Source organism: Microbacterium sp. CJ77, assembly GCF_002911615.1.
Lineage (GTDB): Bacteria > Actinomycetota > Actinomycetes > Actinomycetales > Microbacteriaceae > Microbacterium.
In genome coordinates this window covers 221,730-237,489 of record NZ_PQBR01000006.1, presented here as the reverse complement: position 1 = coordinate 237,489, position 15,760 = coordinate 221,730, and the positions used below count along the sequence as shown (strand labels likewise).

17 protein-coding genes and 1 tRNA gene are annotated in these 15,760 nt (G+C 68.5%); 9 read left to right on the top strand and 9 right to left on the bottom strand.

All coding sequences use genetic code 11. The features are described 5' to 3' along the window. Positions 1-6: 6 nt before the first annotated feature. A tRNA-Ser gene (locus C2868_RS01870) sits at positions 7-94 on the top strand. 7 nt (positions 95-101) lie between these two features. Here C2868_RS01870 and C2868_RS01865 read toward each other — a convergent pair. The 5 genes from C2868_RS01865 to C2868_RS01845 form a co-directional block, all read right to left on the bottom strand. After that, positions 102-524 carry a low molecular weight phosphatase family protein gene (locus C2868_RS01865; RefSeq protein ID WP_100811844.1) on the bottom strand — a complete coding sequence of 141 codons (423 nt, stop codon included), beginning with the start codon at positions 522-524 and terminating at the stop codon, positions 102-104. Further along, positions 521-1,903: an FAD-dependent oxidoreductase gene (locus tag C2868_RS01860; RefSeq protein WP_100811845.1), complete on the bottom strand. Its 1,383-nt coding sequence runs from the start codon at positions 1,901-1,903 to the stop codon at positions 521-523. Before C2868_RS01860 ends, C2868_RS01865 begins: the two co-directional genes overlap by 4 nt. 11 nt (positions 1,904-1,914) lie before the next feature. Beyond that, positions 1,915-2,892 (bottom strand): PstS family phosphate ABC transporter substrate-binding protein, encoded by a 978-nt coding sequence (locus C2868_RS01855; RefSeq protein WP_232711290.1) that lies wholly within the window; start codon positions 2,890-2,892, stop codon positions 1,915-1,917. A 70-nt stretch (positions 2,893-2,962) separates the two neighbouring features. Next, positions 2,963-3,850: a metalloregulator ArsR/SmtB family transcription factor gene (locus C2868_RS01850; protein ID WP_100811846.1), complete on the bottom strand. Its 888-nt coding sequence runs from the start codon at positions 3,848-3,850 to the stop codon at positions 2,963-2,965. 41 nt (positions 3,851-3,891) lie between these two features. Further along, positions 3,892-4,257: a MerR family transcriptional regulator gene (locus tag C2868_RS01845; RefSeq protein ID WP_100811847.1), complete on the bottom strand. Its 366-nt coding sequence runs from the start codon at positions 4,255-4,257 to the stop codon at positions 3,892-3,894. 179 nt (positions 4,258-4,436) lie between these two features. On the opposite strand from C2868_RS01845, the gene C2868_RS01835 reads away from it, so the two are divergent. Both C2868_RS01835 and C2868_RS01830 read left to right on the top strand, forming a co-directional pair. Continuing rightward, positions 4,437-5,960, top strand: a complete 1,524-nt coding sequence (locus C2868_RS01835; RefSeq protein WP_100811849.1) for a SulP family inorganic anion transporter — start codon at positions 4,437-4,439, stop codon at positions 5,958-5,960. Between the two features lie 57 nt (positions 5,961-6,017). Then, entirely contained in the window at positions 6,018-6,971 is a 954-nt protein-coding gene (locus C2868_RS01830) for an arsenic resistance protein (RefSeq protein WP_100811850.1), read from the top strand. On the opposite strand, the gene C2868_RS01825 is transcribed toward C2868_RS01830, so the two are convergent. Both C2868_RS01825 and C2868_RS01820 read right to left on the bottom strand, forming a co-directional pair. Next, the gene (locus tag C2868_RS01825; RefSeq protein WP_100811851.1) at positions 6,968-7,681 is read right to left on the bottom strand and encodes an aquaporin; all 714 of its coding nucleotides are present in this window, start codon (positions 7,679-7,681) and stop codon (positions 6,968-6,970) included. The genes C2868_RS01830 and C2868_RS01825 overlap by 4 nt on opposite strands. Then, complete coding sequence (locus C2868_RS01820) at positions 7,678-8,025, bottom strand: metalloregulator ArsR/SmtB family transcription factor (protein WP_100811852.1); 348 nt, start codon at positions 8,023-8,025, stop codon at positions 7,678-7,680. The genes C2868_RS01825 and C2868_RS01820 overlap by 4 nt, the downstream gene beginning before the upstream one ends. Positions 8,026-8,108: 83 nt before the next feature. Between C2868_RS01820 and C2868_RS01815 the strand changes: the two genes are divergently transcribed. The 4 genes from C2868_RS01815 (at position 8,109) to C2868_RS01800 (ending at position 11,113) form a co-directional block, all read left to right on the top strand. Next, positions 8,109-9,443: an FAD-dependent oxidoreductase gene (locus C2868_RS01815; RefSeq protein WP_100811853.1), complete on the top strand. Its 1,335-nt coding sequence runs from the start codon at positions 8,109-8,111 to the stop codon at positions 9,441-9,443. Further along, positions 9,440-9,949, top strand: coding sequence for a GNAT family N-acetyltransferase (locus C2868_RS01810; RefSeq protein ID WP_181003315.1), 510 nt, complete (start codon positions 9,440-9,442; stop codon positions 9,947-9,949). The genes C2868_RS01815 and C2868_RS01810 overlap by 4 nt, the downstream gene beginning before the upstream one ends. Positions 9,950-10,011: 62 nt before the next feature. Continuing rightward, the gene (locus tag C2868_RS01805) at positions 10,012-10,428 is read left to right on the top strand and encodes an arsenate reductase ArsC (protein ID WP_103662799.1); all 417 of its coding nucleotides are present in this window, start codon (positions 10,012-10,014) and stop codon (positions 10,426-10,428) included. Between the two features lie 64 nt (positions 10,429-10,492). Next, positions 10,493-11,113 carry a winged helix-turn-helix transcriptional regulator gene (locus tag C2868_RS01800; protein WP_100811855.1) on the top strand — a complete coding sequence of 207 codons (621 nt, stop codon included), beginning with the start codon at positions 10,493-10,495 and terminating at the stop codon, positions 11,111-11,113. Positions 11,114-11,120: 7 nt separating this feature from the next. Here the strand turns inward: C2868_RS01800 and fdhD are convergent, their stop codons facing one another. Together fdhD and moaA are read right to left on the bottom strand one after the other, a co-directional pair. Next, positions 11,121-11,969, bottom strand: coding sequence for a formate dehydrogenase accessory sulfurtransferase FdhD (gene fdhD, locus C2868_RS01795; protein WP_100811856.1), 849 nt, complete (start codon positions 11,967-11,969; stop codon positions 11,121-11,123). 4 nt (positions 11,970-11,973) lie between these two features. Continuing rightward, the gene (gene moaA / locus C2868_RS01790; RefSeq protein WP_100811857.1) at positions 11,974-13,071 is read right to left on the bottom strand and encodes a GTP 3',8-cyclase MoaA; all 1,098 of its coding nucleotides are present in this window, start codon (positions 13,069-13,071) and stop codon (positions 11,974-11,976) included. Positions 13,072-13,282: 211 nt separating this feature from the next. Here moaA and C2868_RS01785 point away from each other — a divergent pair, with 211 nt between their 5' ends. Then, on the top strand, positions 13,283-14,710 hold the full coding sequence (locus C2868_RS01785; RefSeq protein WP_100811858.1) for a cytochrome ubiquinol oxidase subunit I: 1,428 nt from the start codon (positions 13,283-13,285) through the stop codon (positions 14,708-14,710). 10 nt (positions 14,711-14,720) lie between these two features. Then, positions 14,721-15,737: a cytochrome d ubiquinol oxidase subunit II gene (gene cydB / locus C2868_RS01780; RefSeq protein WP_100811859.1), complete on the top strand. Its 1,017-nt coding sequence runs from the start codon at positions 14,721-14,723 to the stop codon at positions 15,735-15,737. Positions 15,738-15,760 lie beyond the last annotated feature (23 nt).

Below are 15,760 nucleotides of genomic sequence, written 5' to 3'. Positions count from 1 at the left end.
GCCCCAGGAGGATTCGCCTAGTGGCCTATGGCGCACGCTTGGAAAGCGTGTTGAGTGAAAGCTCTCAGGGGTTCGAATCCCCTATCCTCCGCCAGCAGTTCCTATCGCAGCGCGGTGAGTTCCGCGGCGAGTTCGCGGACCTGAGCCGCGACCGCGTCCCGCATCCCGCGCACGCCGTCGAGATCCCACTCCTCGGGGTTCGGGAACTCCCACTCGACCAGGCGTTCGCCAACCGGCGCGGGAAGCGCGAGCCCGGGCTTCATGGTCACCACGACGTCCGCGTCGGCCAGATCGGCCTCGGTGACGAGGCGGGGAATGGCAGCGGATGTGTCGGCACCCAGCTCGTGCAACGACTCCGCCACGACGGGGTTGATCTCGGCCGCGGGCTTCAGCCCCGCGCTGGTCGCGAGGAACTGCCCCGGGGCGACGACGTCGAGCAGGTGCGCGCCGAGCTGCGAGCGGCCCGCGTTGTGCTGGCAGATGAAGAGAACCGTGGGCTTGGCGGTGACGGATTCCGTGGTCATGCGCTTACTCCGATGATGTTGTGGGCCCGCGACCAGGCCTGCGTTGCGATCTGGACGGCGTCCCAGGGCGAGCTGAGGGGCGGCGTGTACGAAAGGTCGAGGTCGCTGATCTGCTCGACCGAGAGCCCGGCGAACAGGGCGGTCGCGTAGGTGTCGACCCGCTTCGCGGTTTCGGTTCCGAGTCGCCCGACGAGCTGTGCGCCCAGGAGCAGGCCGGACTCGGTGTCTGCGGTTATGCGGATGTCGATCGGCTGAGCGCCCGGATAGTAGCGCTTGTGGTCGTCGGCCGTCGTCTGCGTCGTCGCGGGCGAGAAGCCGCCCGCGATCGCCTCGTGTTCGCGCAGGCCCGTGCGTGCTGCGACGACATCGAACACCTTCACAACCTGGGTACCGACCGATCCGGCGAAGCGCGCCTGCCCGCCGACGGCGTTCTCGCCCGCGACACGGCCCTGCTTGTGCGCGGTGGTGCCGAGCGGCAGGTAGGTCACCCCGAGCAGGCGGTGGTGCGTGACGACGCCGTCTCCCGCGGCGAACACGTGGGGCAGTCCTGTGCGCATCTGCTCGTCGACGACGACGGCACGCCCCGCGCCCAGGCTCGCTCCGGCCTCCTCGAGCAGAGACGTGTTGGGCCGCACCCCGACGACGGCGAGCACGAGGTCCGCGGTGTGCGAAACGGCCTGGCCGAGGCGCTCCGCGTGCACGACGAGTCCCGCATCCGTCTTCTCGACGCCCTTGACCAGGGTGTTGGTGTGGACCTCGACGCCGTGGGCGGCGAGTTCGTCGTGCACGGTGGCGGCGAGTTCGGGATCGAGCGTCGACAGCACTTCGGGCCCGCGCTGCAACTGGATCACACGCATCCCGCGGGCGCGGAATCCCTCGGCCATCTCGAGGCCGACGTATCCGGCACCGATGATCACCGCGGTGCGCGGGTCGCGCTCGGCCAGGTGGGCGTCGAGGGCGAACGTGTCACCCATCGAGTGGATGACGTGGACGCCGTCCGCGGGACCCAGCGTCCCCAGCCCCGCGATTCCGGCGTACGTGGGCAGAGCGCCCGTGCCCACGATGAGTTCGTCGTAGGCGATCTGCGACTCCCCCGACCCGTCGCGGACCGTCAGGCGCCGCGCACCCGCATCGATGCGTGTCGCGAGGGTGTTCAGCCGCAGGCGCATCCCGGTCGCCTCGAGGTCGGCGTGCGTCCGATGCGCGAGCGACTGCCAGGGCTGCACGTCCCCCGAGAAGTAGTAGGGGATGCCGCAGATCGAGTAGTTCGGGTATTCGTCGGCGACGACGACGGTCACGTCGACGGAGGGGTCGAGCTCGCGGGCACGGAGCGCGGCGGAGATTCCCGCGTCGCTTCCGCCGATGGCGACGATGTGCATGATGGTCCTTTTCAGCCGAGTGAGGCGAGTTCGTCCTGGGCGAGGGTGATCTGCTCGGCGGTGAGCGGCACGACGAGGGCCCGCTGCGCGATGTCCACCGCGTTCTCGACGTAGAAGTCCACGAACGCCTTCACCTCGGGCTTGTCGGCATACGAAGCGTTGTTGACGTAGATGAACAGCGGACGACTGAGCGGCGTATAACTGCCGTCCTGAACGGTCTCGACGGTCGGCGAGACTCCGTCGACGGATGCGGCGACGATGACCCCCTCGTTCTCTTCGACGTAGCTCAGACCGAGGAATCCGATGCCACCGCGCTCCCGTCCGACCCCGTCGACCGTCGCGTTGTCGTCTTCCGAGGCGCTGTAGTCGGAGCGGATAGCGCCCTCTTCGCCGTTGATCGCCTCGCTGAAGTAATCGAAGGTCCCCGAGTCGTCGCCCGCGCCGAACAGCACGATCGGCTCGTCGGGGAAGTCGGGGTCGACCTGGTTCCAGTTCGTGATGTCGCCCTCGGACTCGGGTGCCCAGATCGTCGCGAGCTGCTCGACGGTGAGATCTGTTGCCCAGTCGTTCTCGGGGTTGATGATGACCGACAGACCGTCGTTGGCCACGATGATCTCGGTGTATTCGACCCCGGCCTCTTCGCAGGCAGCGATCTCATCGTCCGAGATCGCGCGAGATGCGTTCGACAGGTCGGTTTCGCCGTCGCAAAAGGCACGGAATCCGGCGGAGGTGCCCGTGATCGTCACGACGACGTCGACGTCCGGCTCCTGCCCGGCGAAGAGATGGGCGGCGGCGTTGGTGAGGGGCGCGACCGTCGACGACCCGTCGGTGACGACGGTGCCGCCGAGCGTTCCGCTGGTCTCGTTGCCCCCGGACTCCCCCGCGCATGCGCTCAGCAGGAGCGCCCCCGAGATCACCGCGACGGCCATGCCGAATGATCTGACGCGCCGGGCGCCTCGCGGCGAATCGACGATGGATGTGACGTTCATGGTGTCTCGCTTTCCTCACTCGAAAGCATAGACCTCCATCTATCAATACGAAAGACCGAGAGATGAACGATCAGGTGGGCGTAAGCTCACCCAGCAGTTCTCGCACGCGCGCTTCGATGTCATCACGGATGCCCCGCACCGTTTCGAGCGACTTGCCGAGCGGGTCCTCGAGGTCCCAATCGAGATACCGTCGGCCGGGATACACGGGGCACGCGTCCCCGCAGCCCATGGTCACGACGACATCGGCGGCACGCACCGCTTCGTCCGTGAGCGGTTTCGGGAATTCGCCCCCGAGAGAGACGCCGATCTCGTCGAGGGCGGTGACGACGGTGGTGCGCACGGCACCCGCGGGCGCGGAGCCCGCTGTGCGAACCATCACCCGGTCGCCCGCGAGTTGTCGGAGGATCCCGGCCGCGAGCTGGGATCGCCCCGCGTTCTCGACGCAGACGAACAGGACCTCCGGCACGGCACCGCGAGGTGCGCTCGATCGAACCAGGGCATCCAGGCGCCCCGTCGCGAACGCCGCGGTGCGGGACCCGATCAGCGTCGTGGGATTGTTCGCCGACATCAGGTCGTGGCTCTCGGTCACGTAGCGCTCGATCGTTTCGCGGCTGAACGTGCCGCGATAACGCTCGGTGAGACGGTCGACGATCCGGGGCAGATCCAGCTCGACGCGTGGCGCCGAGGCGTCCTCACCCAGGAGGGCATCGACACGATCCGCGTTACGGGGATCGAGGGAGTACCAGACCCGGCGCCCCTCGGGCTGGCGCACGACGATTCCCCGGGCGGTCAATTCCTTCATGTGATGACTGACCGTCGGCTGGCGCAACCCGAGCGTGTCCGCAAGGCGGCCGACCAGGGCCCGCCCGTCCGGCGACTCGCGGATCAGCCGCACGATCCGGGCGCGCGTGGGGTCGCCGAGAATCGTCCACTCCCCGGAAGTCTCGGACGCACTCATAGATACAAGTCTATGCGCGGCCATCCCGGGGGGACGGATGTCTACCGTGGGACCTCGAGCGACGCCAGCTGATCGAGGAACTCCTCGGCCATCGCGACCTGCTCGACGAGCCTTCGGCGTCGATCCTCGGCGGCCTCTCGGATCGCGCGGATCGTCGCGAGATGTTCCGCCGATGCGGGATCCCGAGCGAGCTCGTCGAACGCCGCCAGCACCGTACGCATCTCGTCGAGCGAATAGCCGAGCGGCTTCATCCGGCGCACGAGCATGATGCGCGAGACATCCTCTTCCGCGTACAGGCGAAAGCCACCCTCGGTGCGACCGGACGGCACGATCAGGCCGATCTCGTCGTAGTGACGCAGCGTCCGCAGCGACAACGACGTGCGCTCGGCGACCTCGCCGATGTGCATGGGCCCTGGGTTACTCACGTCGCTCCTCGGAAGCTCGCTCGCGGTCAAACCTTACGTTACGGTAGAGTTTGGCCAGTGGCGCATCTTCGGCGCCCTCCCCATCTTCCCAGGACGGCATCGCCGGCCCCGGCGCATCGGCGCCCTCGACCCACACCGCCCCCTCCCCCGTCAGGAGCGCCATGACCGACGTCATCCCCGTCCAGGACCCGAAGTCCCGCTATCGCATCGAGCCGACGGTCATGCAGGCACTCCGGAGCCCCCGACTGTTGACCCGCGAGGTGCTCGCCGGGCTCGTCGTCGCGATCGCACTGATCCCCGAGGCGATCGCGTTCTCGATCATCGCGGGCGTCGATCCGCGCCTCGGCCTGTTCTCGTCGTTCATCATGGCCGTCGCGATCGCGTTCCTCGGCGGCCGACCCGCCATGATCACGGCCGCGACCGGCGCGATCGCCCTCGTGATAGCACCCGTGGCGCGCGAGTACGGCATGGACTACTTCATCGCCACGGTGCTGCTCGGCGGCGCGATCCAGATCGTGCTCGCGGCGCTCGGAGTCGCGAAACTCATGCGCTTCATCCCCCGCTCGGTGATGGTCGGGTTCGTGAACGCCCTCGCGATCCTGATCTTCGTGTCCCAGTTTCCGCAGCTGATCGACGTCCCCTGGCTCGTCTACCCCCTCGTCGTGATCGGGCTGCTGATCATGTACCTGATGCCTCGCCTCACGAAGGTCGTCCCCGCGCCGCTGATCGCCATCGTCCTGCTCACCGCGGCAGCCGTCGTGTTCGGCCTGAGCGTTCCCACCGTCGGCGACCAGGGCGAACTCCCCCGCAGCCTTCCCGAGCTGTTCATCCCGAACGTGCCGCTGAACGTCGAGACGCTCTCGATCATCGCCCCCTACGCGGCCGCGATGGCGATCGTCGGCCTGCTCGAGTCGCTCATGACCGCCAAGCTCGTCGACGAGATCACCGACACCCACTCGCGCAAGACCCGCGAGGCCTTCGGCCAGGGCGCCGCCAACATCCTCTCCGGCGCTTTCGGCGGCATGGGCGGTTGCGCGATGATCGGCCAGACCATGATCAACGTCAAGGCATCCGGGGCGCGCACACGCATCTCGACGTTCCTCGCCGGTGTCTTCCTGCTCATCCTCGTCCTCGCGCTCGGCGACGTGGTCGCCGTCATTCCGATGGCGGCGCTCGTTGCCGTGATGATCGTCGTCTCGGTGGCGACCTTCGACTGGCACAGCGTGCGCCCGTCGACGCTCAAGCGCCTGCCGAAGAGCGAGACCGCCGTCATGCTCATCACGGTCGCGATCACGGTATGGACCCACAACCTCGCGATCGGGGTCGGGGCCGGCGTACTGGCGGCGATGGTGCTGTTCGCCCGCCGTGTCGCGCACTTCGTGTCCGTCACCCGTGCGACCGACCGCGAGGCATCCGTCCCCACCGTTCGCTACACGGTCGACGGCGAGCTGTTCTTCGCGTCGAGCAACGACCTCACGACGCAGTTCGCGTACACGCACGATCCCGAGCGCGTCGTCATCGACATGTCCCACTCGCATATCTGGGATGCATCGACCGTCGCCGCGCTCGATGCGATCCAGACCAAGTACGAGCACCTCGGCAAGCGCGTCATTCTCGAGGGCATGAACGAGGCCACGTCGCAGATGCACGGGCGCTTGAGCGGCGGACTCGGCGCCGGGCACTAGCTGCGCGTGCGCGGCGTGGGCGGACGGCACCCCGCGGACGGCTGACAGACTGGGCGGATGTCGCGGGTCATCGAATGGGGCGAGCGACACCAGGTCGCGCTCTCCCTCGCGGCCATCGCGGTCGGGGCGGCCGTCGGTCTCGGATATCCCGCGGCGGCGGGCCCGCTCGAGTTGTCGATCACGCCGACCCTCGGGCTGCTGCTGTACGCGACCTTCCTCGGCGTGCCGTTCGGGCGGCTTGCGGGCGCGTTTCGGGACGGCCGGTTTCTGACGACCGTTCTGATCCTCAACTTCGTGATCGTCCCGCCGATCGCGTTCGGACTCTCTCGTTTCGTGGCGTTCGATCAGGCGCTCGTCGTCGGCGTGCTGCTGGTGCTGCTGACGCCGTGCGTCGACTACGTCATCGTGTTCACCGGACTCGCGGGCGGGTCCAGGGAACGCCTGCTCGCGGCAACGCCCCTGCTGATGCTCGCGCAGATGGCGCTGCTCCCGCTCTATCTGTGGCTGATGGTGGGATCGAAATCCGCGACATCCGTCGATCTGCACCCCTTCGTGATGGCGTTCCTGCTCCTGATCGCGCTGCCGCTCGCGCTCGCCGCCCTGACGCGTGCGCTGGCCGCGCGGACGCGCGTCGCGCGTGCGGTGATGACCGCGGCGCTCGCGGCGATGGTGCCCCTCATGATGCTGACGCTCGCCGCCGTTGTCGGGTCGCAGGTCGCGGCGGTCGTGGGATCCCTCGGCACGCTCGTCGCGGTCGTGCCGGTATTCGTTGCGTTCGCAGCGATCATGACGGGCCTGGGCGCGGCCGTGGGACGGGTCGCTCGACTCGACACCCCCACCCGCCGCGCCGTCGTCTTCAGCGGAGTCACCCGCAATTCGCTTGTCGTGCTGCCCCTCGCGCTCGCCCTGCCGTCGGCATTCGCGCTGACGCCGCTCGTCGTGGTCACGCAGACGCTGATCGAGCTGATCGTGATGGTCGCGCTCGTCGCCCTGTACTCGCGCCGACGCTAGGTGCGGGGATCGGCCTGCGCGACCACGTCGAGGCCATCGGGTGCGCGCTTGGCCAGGGGGAACAGTGCGAGCGCGACCGCAACACCCACACCCGCACCGACCAGCTGCGCCACGATGAAGGGCAGGACCGAGGTGGGCGCGATGCCGGCGAAGGTGTCGCTGAAGGCGCGGCCGATCGTGATGGCCGGGTTGGCGAAGCTCGTCGACGACGTGAAGAAGTAGGCCGCACCGATGTATGCGCCGACCGCGGGAGCGGCGAGATGACCCCGGCCCGTGCACACGAGCGCGAAGATGAGGAACACCAGCCCGGCCGTCGCGATGACCTCGGACAGCAGCCGCGGGCCGTCGGCGCGATCCGTCGTGCTCCACGACACGGCGGCGAGCCCGAACATCAGGTTCGCGAGGACCGCGCCGGCGATGCACCCGGCGATCTGCGCCGGGAGGTAGACGCCCGCCACCGACCACGGGCGGCGATGCAGCACGATGTCGGCGATCGTCACGGCGGGGTTGAAGTGTGCGCCGGACACCGGCTGCAGGATCAGGATCAGGACCCCGAGACCGAGCGCCGTGGCGAACGCGTTCTCGAAGAGCTGCAGACCCACGTCGCGCGGCGAGAGCTGCTGCGCCATGATGCCCGAGCCGATGACGATCGCCGCGAGCAGGGCGCTGCCGAGGAACTCCGCGCCGACGGCGCGCGCAGTTGCCCTCACGAGCCGATCAGCAGACGTGAGACGCGGTCGAGCGCACCGGGAACCAGCCCGTAGTAGGCCCAGGTGCCGCGCTTGCTGCGCGTGAGAAACCCCGCCTCGGTGAGGACCTTGAGGTGGTGCGACACGGTCGGCTGGCTGAGCCCGACCGGTTCGGTCAGGTCACAGACGCACGCCTCGGCACCCTCCGACGCGGCGACGATCGAGAGCAGACGCAGCCGGGCGGGATCGGCGAGGGCCTTCATCGTGTGCGCGAGAGCCACGGCCTCGTCGGCGCCGAGCGGCTCGCGGACGAGGGCGGTGCCGCACGCGGGTGCGGAGACATCCGTCAGGGGAAGAAGAGTCACGCATCGATGCTAATCGATATTGACACTCATCGATAGACGGCGGATACTCGAACATCGAAGACCATCGATATTCGGAGGGGATCATGACCCTGCTCGACCTCACGCCGCGCGCCTCTCGCGCGAGCCGCCTCGATACACTGCCGGTCGCGATCGTCGGCGCGGGCCCCATCGGGCTCGCCGCGGCGGCACATCTGACCGAGCGCGGCATCGACTTCACGATCTACGAAGCCGGCGACGCGATCGGTGCGAGCGTGCGGGCGTGGGGCCACACCCGCCTCTTCTCCCCCTGGGAGCACCTGGTCGACCCCGCCGCGGCGCGCCTGCTCGAGTCGTCCGGATGGCAGGCACCCGCGGCATCCCGCATCCCCACCGGCGCCGAGCTCGTTTCCCGGTACCTGATTCCCCTGGCCCAGCTCGACGCGATCGCGTCCCGCACCCGCACCGGCACCGAGGTGCTGGCCGTGACCCGCGAGGGCATGGATCGCACCCGCACCCGGGCGCGCGCTGTCACCCCGTTCGCCCTGCGCATCCGCCGCGCCGACGGAACGATCGAGGATGTCGCGGCCCGGGCGGTCATCGACGCCTCGGGCACGTACCGCACACCGAACAGCCTCGGCTCGAGCGGACTCGACCCCCTGGGTCTGGGCGATGTGGCCGACCGCGTTTCGCCCGCACTCCCCGATGTGCTGGGTCGGGACCGGGCGCGGTTCGCGGGTCGGCACACCACCGTCGTCGGCGCGGGGCACTCGGCGGCGAACACGCTCCTCGCGCTCGTGAAGCTCGCCTCGGACGAGCCGGGCACACGCATCACCTGGCTGATCCGAAACTCTCGCGCCGCACGCGTCACCACGGCGCCCGACGACGAACTCGCCGGGCGCGCCGAGCTCGGCGGACGCGTCGAGCAACTGGTCCGCGACGGCGCGATCGATCTGGTCGACGGGTTCGAGATCGTCGGCGCACGCCGGGTCGACGAATCCGATGACCTCACGGCGGGCCCCGTCGAGCTCGTCGGACTCCGCCGGGGCGAGACCGTCTCACACCGCACGGATCAGATCGTGAACGCGACCGGGTTCCGACCCGACCTCGGCATTCTGCGCGAGCTGCGCCTCGAGCTCGACGACATCGTCGAGGCGCCGCGGCGGCTCGCCCCGCTGATCGACCCGAACGTGCACTCGTGCGGAACGGTCGAGCCGCACGGGTTCCGCGAGTTGACGCATCCCGAGCAGAACTTCTTCATCGTGGGCATGAAGTCGTACGGGCGCGCGCCCACCTTCCTGCTCGCGACGGGCTACGAACAGGTCCGCTCGGTCGCGGCTCACCTGGCGGGCGACACCGAGAGCGCCCTTCGCGTGGCGCTCACGCTGCCGGCGACGGGAGTGTGCTCGACCGACATCGGCGGAGGAGCCTGCTGCACATGACGACGGTTCGCCAGATGCGAGCCGCGGACTGGGACGCGGTCGCCCTGATCTATGAACAGGGGATCGAAGACGGCGAGGCGACCTTCGAGGTCGAGGTGCCGACCTGGGCCGCCTTCGACGCGTCCCGCCTGCCGGACCTACGCCCGGTCGCGGTCGACGGTGAGTCGATCCTCGGCTGGGCCGCGGCATCCCCCGTCTCGATCCGTGCCGCCTACCGCGGCGTGATCGAGCATTCGGTGTATGTCGCGCGCAGCTCACGGGGGCTCGGGATCGGCCGTACGCTCCTCGCTGCGCTGATCGACGCCGCCGAAGACGCGGGCTTCTGGTGCATCCAGTCGAGTATCTTCCCCGAGAACGCGGCGAGCCTCGCGCTGCACGAGCGCGCCGGCTTCCGAACCGTCGGGCGCCGCGAACGGATCGCACGGTCGGGCCGGGGGCCGCGAGCGGGCCACTGGCGCGACACCGTGCTGATCGAGCGCCGCAGCCGGATCAACGGCCAGGACTGACGTCGATTCGCAATCCATAGATATTCGCCTATGCTTTTACTTCAGAGAGAAAGCGAGTCCCGATGACCGACAAGCCCACCGTCCTGTTCGTCTGCGTCCACAACGCGGGACGCTCGCAGATGGCCGCAGGATACCTCCGTGCACTCGCCGGCGATTCGATCGAGGTCCTCTCGGCCGGTTCTGCCCCGAAAGACACGATCAACCCGGTCGCCGTCGATGCCATGGCCGAAGAGGGCATCGACATCGCGAACAACACGCCGAAGGTGCTCACCGTCGAGGCGGTGCGCGAGTCCGACGTCGTGATCACGATGGGCTGCGGCGATGCGTGCCCGATCTTCCCCGGAAAGCGCTACGAGGACTGGGAACTCGACGACCCGGCAGGTCAGGGCATCGAATCCGTCCGGCCGATCCGCGATGACATCCGCGCCCGCGTCGAAGCCCTGATCGCCGAGCTGATTCCGCCCACCGCCCCCGCCTGATCCGCACCCACTCCGTGGGACTTTGGTCACGGTGGCACCGCTCGGCGCCGTGAATAATCGAGGCATGACCATGCAGAGCGTCGGATACAGCGCGATTTCGAGCTTCAGCCGCGTCGAGATCCTCCACCTCATCCAGATGCACCCGCAGCAGACCGTCGCCGCGCTCGCCGCGGCGACGGCCCTGCATCCCAACACCGTCCGCGAGCACCTCGAGCGCCTGCTCGATGCGGGTCACATCGTGCGCGAGACCGAACACCGGACGACGCGCGGACGCCCGCGGGTCCTCTACCGCGCCGCGACCGGCCAGCCCGACGCCTCCAGCCCCATCGCGCGCCGCAAGGCCCGCGCGGCGGCCGAGCGCGGCGACATCATGCGGCGCGTGATGCCGTGGACCGGAGCATCCGTCCGCGAGCTCGGCACCGAGACGACACACCAGCTCGACGCGATCGTCGACCACCTGAGCGAGTCGGGCTTCGATCCCCTGATCGACGAGCGCGAGTTCACGATCGACCTGACCCCGTGCCCGCACGCGGCATCGCAATCGGCCCACCGCGACACGCTGTGCTCGGTGCACCTGGGCATCATGCAGGGTGTGCTGGCGGAGGCGCGCGGTCCCCTCACCGTCGCGGGTATGCGACCCTCCTGCGATCCGACGCAGTGCGTCGTCCAACTGACGATGGCGTAGGCGCGGCTCACACCCGGATGCGGTCGGGTCGCGCGTAGACGTTCATCGACGACCCGCGCAGGAACCCGACGAGGGTCAGACCGGATGCGTCGGCCAGCTCGACCGCGAGCGACGACGGCGCCGATACGGCCGACAGGATCGGCAGGCCGGCCATGATCGCCTTCTGCACGAGCTCGAAACTGGCACGGCCCGAGACCATCAGCACGTGGCCGCTGAGCGGCAACCGGTCGTTCAGGATTGCCCAGCCGACGACCTTGTCGACCGCGTTGTGGCGTCCGACGTCCTCGCGCAGCACGACCAGCTCCCCGGTCGTCGCGTCGAACAGGGCCGCGGCGTGCAGCCCGCCCGTCTTGTCGAACACGGCCTGCTGGGCGCGGAGCTTCTCGGGGAACGTCGCGAGCGATCCGGCCGACAGGGCCACCGCATCCGATGCGACGTCGTAGACCGAGACGGTCTCCACGGCCTCGATAGATGCCTTGCCGCAGAGACCGCACGAGCTCGTCGTGTAGAAGTTGCGCGCGAGATCCGGATCCGGCGGTGCGACGCCCGCGGCGAGGGTGACATCGAGCACGTTGTAGGTGTTCTCGGTGTTGCCCGCGAGGGGGCCGCCGGTGCCGGGACCGCCGCAGTGGATCGCACCGCGAAAATGCTCGCCCGCCGAGATCACGCCCTCCGAGACGAGGAACCCCGCGGCCAGTTCCACGTCGTTCCCGGGCGTGCGCATCGTGATCGCCAGCGACGTTCCGCCGACGCGGATCTCGAGCGGCTCCTCGACGGCCAGGGTGTCGGAGCGGCGCACGGGCTCGCCGCCGAGCGTGATCTTCGTCACCGGACGCCGCGTCGTGATCCGTCCCATGGATTCAACCGCCGATCGCGTTCATGCTGCGCAGCGGCTGGAGGAAGGAGGGGTCGTCGATCGCGTGCCCGGGGAGCTTGCCCCGAACGCTCGAGCGCAGCATGTCGTCGAGAGCCGCGTCGATCGAACCGGCCGCCGGGTTCTCGGCCCGCAGGATCGGCAGCAGGTCGTACTCGGTCGTCGAGAACAGGCAGTTGCGGATCTGCCCATCCGCCGTCAGTCGCAGTCGGTCGCAGTCTCCGCAGAACGGCGCGGTGACCGAGGCGATGACGCCCACCGTGTGGGGACCGCCATCGAGAGCCCACCGCTCGGCGGGTGCCCCGCCACGACCGGGGATCGGCACGAGGGTCCAGCGCGCGGCCAGCGCGTCCAGGATCTCTTCGCGTGTCACCATCGAGGCGCGGTCCCACGTGTGGCCGGCGTCGAGCGGCATCTGCTCGATGAAGCGCAGCTGCGCGTCGTGGGCCATCGCGAACTCGGTCAGCTCGACGATCTCGTCGTCGTTCACACCCCGCATCGCCACCGCGTTGAGCTTGAGCGGACGCAGCCCCGATGCCTGCGCGGCCGCGATGCCCTCGAGCACGTCGTCCAGGCGGTCGCGGCGGGTGAGTTCGTGGAAGCGGTCGCGGCGGATCGTGTCGATGCTGATGTTCAGCCGTCGCAATCCCGCGTCGATCAGGGCCGGCAGAAACTCGGGCAGTCTGATGCCGTTGGTCGTCATCGCGATCTCGATCGGGCCGTCCGGCCCCTCGATCGCGCCGAGCCGTCGCACCACGTCGACGATGTCCGCACGCAGCAGAGGCTCGCCGCCGGTCAGGCGGAACGTCGTGATTCCCGCGGCGGCGCCGACCCGAGCGATCCGTTCGATCTCGTCGAGGGTCAGGATGCTGGTTCGTGCGAGCCACTCGTTGCCCTGCTCGGGCATGCAGTACGTGCACCGCAGCGAGCACCGATCGGTCAACGAGATGCGCATGTCGCGATGAACGCGGCCGTGCGTGTCGACGAGCGGACCGGATGCCTGGGCGCCGGCCGCACCATCGGCGCCGCCCGCGCGAACGGGGAGCTCGACGCGCCGGGCGATCGTGACGGCTACGGCCGTCATCGGCTGCCGCCCTCTCGTCCCTCGCACGCACGCATGGGTCGAGCCTATCCGCGCGTCCCGGGACGGGGGCCGGGCGTCGCTCCTTTTACACGGCCCGCCCGGTGCCTCCCCAGCCAGACGACCTGAGATCATTGTCTTACCGCGTCGGGCGAGCTCCTCTTCGATAGACCGGTGCAATGACGCCCCGATGCGCACCAAAGGAGCGTCGCCCATGGATTTCCTCGACCCGCTGCTACTGGCCCGTTGGCAGTTCGGCCTGACGACGCTCTATCACTACCTCTTCGTCCCCCTCACGCTCGGCCTCGCCCTCGTCGTCGCGATCTTCCAGACGGCCTGGCATCGCAGCGGTCACGTCAAGTGGCTGCATCTGACCCGCCTGTTCGGCAAGATCTTCCTGATCAACTTCGCGATGGGTGTCGTGACGGGCATTGTGCAGGAGTTCCAGTTCGGTATGAACTGGTCGGCATATTCGCGGTTCGTCGGCGATGTCTTCGGAGCCCCGCTCGCGTTCGAGGGCCTCATGGCGTTCTTCTTCGAGGCGACCTTCATCGGGTTGTGGATCTTCGGATGGGACCGGCTCCCCCGCGCCCTGCACCTCGCGTCGATCTGGATGGTCGTGCTCGGCTCGACGCTGTCGGCCTACTTCATCCTCGCCGCCAACGCCTTCATGCAGAATCCCGTCGGGTATCAGATGGCCGCGGATGGCGGTCGTGCCGAACTGGTCGACTTCGGGGCGGTCCTGACCAACCCGGTCGTGCTCGCTGCATTCCCGCACACGATCTTCGCCGCGTGGATGTTCGCGGCGGCCGTCGTGATCGCGGTCTCGGCCTGGCATCTGTCGCGCGGTCAGCACCTGGTGACGATGCGTTCGTCGCTGCGGTTCGGGCTCTGGTTCATGATCATCTCGTTCGCGGGCACCGCCCTCACGGGCGATCAGCTGGGACTGGTCATGGTCTCGACGCAGCCGATGAAGATGGCGGCGGCCGAGGCGCTGTGGAATACGGCGTGCGGCGCGGATGCCTCGTTCTCCCTCTTCTCGCTCGGGACCCCGGACGGCTCGGAAGAGATCTGGTCGCTGCGCGTTCCGTATCTGTTGTCGTTCCTGTCGACGCACACGCTGGACGGATGCGTCGAGGGGTTGAACGACCTGCAGGCGCAGTACGAGACGCAGTTCGGCGAGGGCGTCAGCTACATGCCGATCATCTGGGTGACGTACTGGTCGTTCCGCTGGATGATCGGGCTCGGCGGTGCCGCGACGCTCATCGCGATCGTGGGACTGTGGGTCACGCGCAAGAGCGCCAAGCGCCCCGTCGCGAAGTGGATGTGGAAGGTCGCGATCTGGTCGGCTCCCCTGCCGCTCCTCGCCAGCCTGGTCGGCTGGGCGTTCACCGAGATGGGTCGCCAACCCTGGATCGTGTTCAGCCTGATGCTGACCGAGAATGGCGTCTCGCCGAACGTTCCGGGCTGGACCGTGCTGATATCGCTCGTCGCGTTCACCGCGATCTACGCCGCACTCGCCGTCGTCGAGTTCGGTCTGATCCTGAAGGCGGCCCGAAAGGGGCCGGATCCGCTGCCCGATCCGGACGACCCGGAATCCGGCAAAGACACAACCCACCGACTCACGACGACGGTCTACTAGGAGAATCGCCATGGACCTCGCCTACCTCTGGTTCTGGATCATCGGATTCCTCTTCATCGGGTACTTCCTGCTCGATGGTTTCGACTTCGGCGTCGGGATGTCTCTGCCGTTCCTCGGCAAGGACGACGTCGGCCGCCGCCAGATCATCAACACGATCGGCCCCGTCTGGGACCTCAACGAGACCTGGTTGATCGTCGCGGGTGCGGCGCTGTTCGCCGCGTTCCCCGAGTGGTACGCCACGCTCTTCAGCGGCTTCTATCTCGCCCTGCTGCTGATTCTGCTGGCGCTGATCCTGCGCGGCGTCTCGTTCGAGTACCGCCACCAGCGCGACGGTCTGCGCTGGAAGAAGGGCTTCGACACGATGATCGTCATCGGGTCCGCCGTGCCCGCGCTGCTGTGGGGCGTCGCGTTCGCCAACATCGTGCAGGGCGTGCCGATCGATCAGGATTTCGAGTTCACCGGCACCCTGCTGACGCTCCTGAACCCCTACGCCCTTCTCGGCGGCGTGACGACGCTCCTGCTCTTCTTCACCTACGGCGTGAGCTTCGTGGCGTTGAAGACCGACGGCCAGGTGCACGACGACGCCCGGCGTCTCGCCGCACGCGCGGGGTTCCTGACGATCGTCGTCGCCGCGGCGTTCCTGCTGTGGACGGTCATCGCCCACCCGGCCATGCCGGTCATGGTGCTGGCGATCGCTGCGGCGGTGTTCCTGATCCTGTCGGTCGGCGCAAACCTGCGCGACCGTGAGGGATGGGCGTTCGGCTTCGCCGCCGCAACCGTCGTGTCGGCGGTCGGCACCCTCTGGTTCGCGCTGTACCCCTATGTGATGCCCTCGTCGACCGATCCCGCGTACAGCCTGACGATCGAGAACGCGTCGAGCACCGACTACACGCTGACGATCATGTCGTGGGCGGCGCTCGTCTTCCTGCCCCTCGTCCTCGCCTACCAGGGCTGGACCTACTGGGTGTTCCGGCGCCGCGTCTCGCGCTCGCACATCGAGAAGGCCGCGGAGGCAGCCGCGCACTGACGCGTGCGCACCGGTATCGTCGA

Coding starts and splice junctions, on each gene's coding strand:
- C2868_RS01865 (WP_100811844.1), bottom strand. CDS start 524: ATGACCACGGAATCCGTCACCGCCAAGCCCACGGTTCTCTTCATCTGC.
- C2868_RS01860 (WP_100811845.1), bottom strand. CDS start 1,903: ATGCACATCGTCGCCATCGGCGGAAGCGACGCGGGAATCTCCGCCGCG.
- C2868_RS01855 (WP_232711290.1), bottom strand. CDS start 2,892: ATGAACGTCACATCCATCGTCGATTCGCCGCGAGGCGCCCGGCGCGTC.
- C2868_RS01850 (WP_100811846.1), bottom strand. CDS start 3,850: ATGAGTGCGTCCGAGACTTCCGGGGAGTGGACGATTCTCGGCGACCCC.
- C2868_RS01845 (WP_100811847.1), bottom strand. CDS start 4,257: ATGCACATCGGCGAGGTCGCCGAGCGCACGTCGTTGTCGCTGCGGACG.
- C2868_RS01835 (WP_100811849.1), top strand. CDS start 4,437: ATGACCGACGTCATCCCCGTCCAGGACCCGAAGTCCCGCTATCGCATC.
- C2868_RS01830 (WP_100811850.1), top strand. CDS start 6,018: ATGTCGCGGGTCATCGAATGGGGCGAGCGACACCAGGTCGCGCTCTCC.
- C2868_RS01815 (WP_100811853.1), top strand. CDS start 8,109: ATGACCCTGCTCGACCTCACGCCGCGCGCCTCTCGCGCGAGCCGCCTC.
- C2868_RS01810 (WP_181003315.1), top strand. CDS start 9,440: ATGACGACGGTTCGCCAGATGCGAGCCGCGGACTGGGACGCGGTCGCC.
- C2868_RS01805 (WP_103662799.1), top strand. CDS start 10,012: ATGACCGACAAGCCCACCGTCCTGTTCGTCTGCGTCCACAACGCGGGA.
- C2868_RS01800 (WP_100811855.1), top strand. CDS start 10,493: ATGACCATGCAGAGCGTCGGATACAGCGCGATTTCGAGCTTCAGCCGC.
- fdhD (WP_100811856.1), bottom strand. CDS start 11,969: ATGGGACGGATCACGACGCGGCGTCCGGTGACGAAGATCACGCTCGGC.
- moaA (WP_100811857.1), bottom strand. CDS start 13,071: ATGACGGCCGTAGCCGTCACGATCGCCCGGCGCGTCGAGCTCCCCGTT.
- C2868_RS01785 (WP_100811858.1), top strand. CDS start 13,283: ATGGATTTCCTCGACCCGCTGCTACTGGCCCGTTGGCAGTTCGGCCTG.
- cydB (WP_100811859.1), top strand. CDS start 14,721: ATGGACCTCGCCTACCTCTGGTTCTGGATCATCGGATTCCTCTTCATC.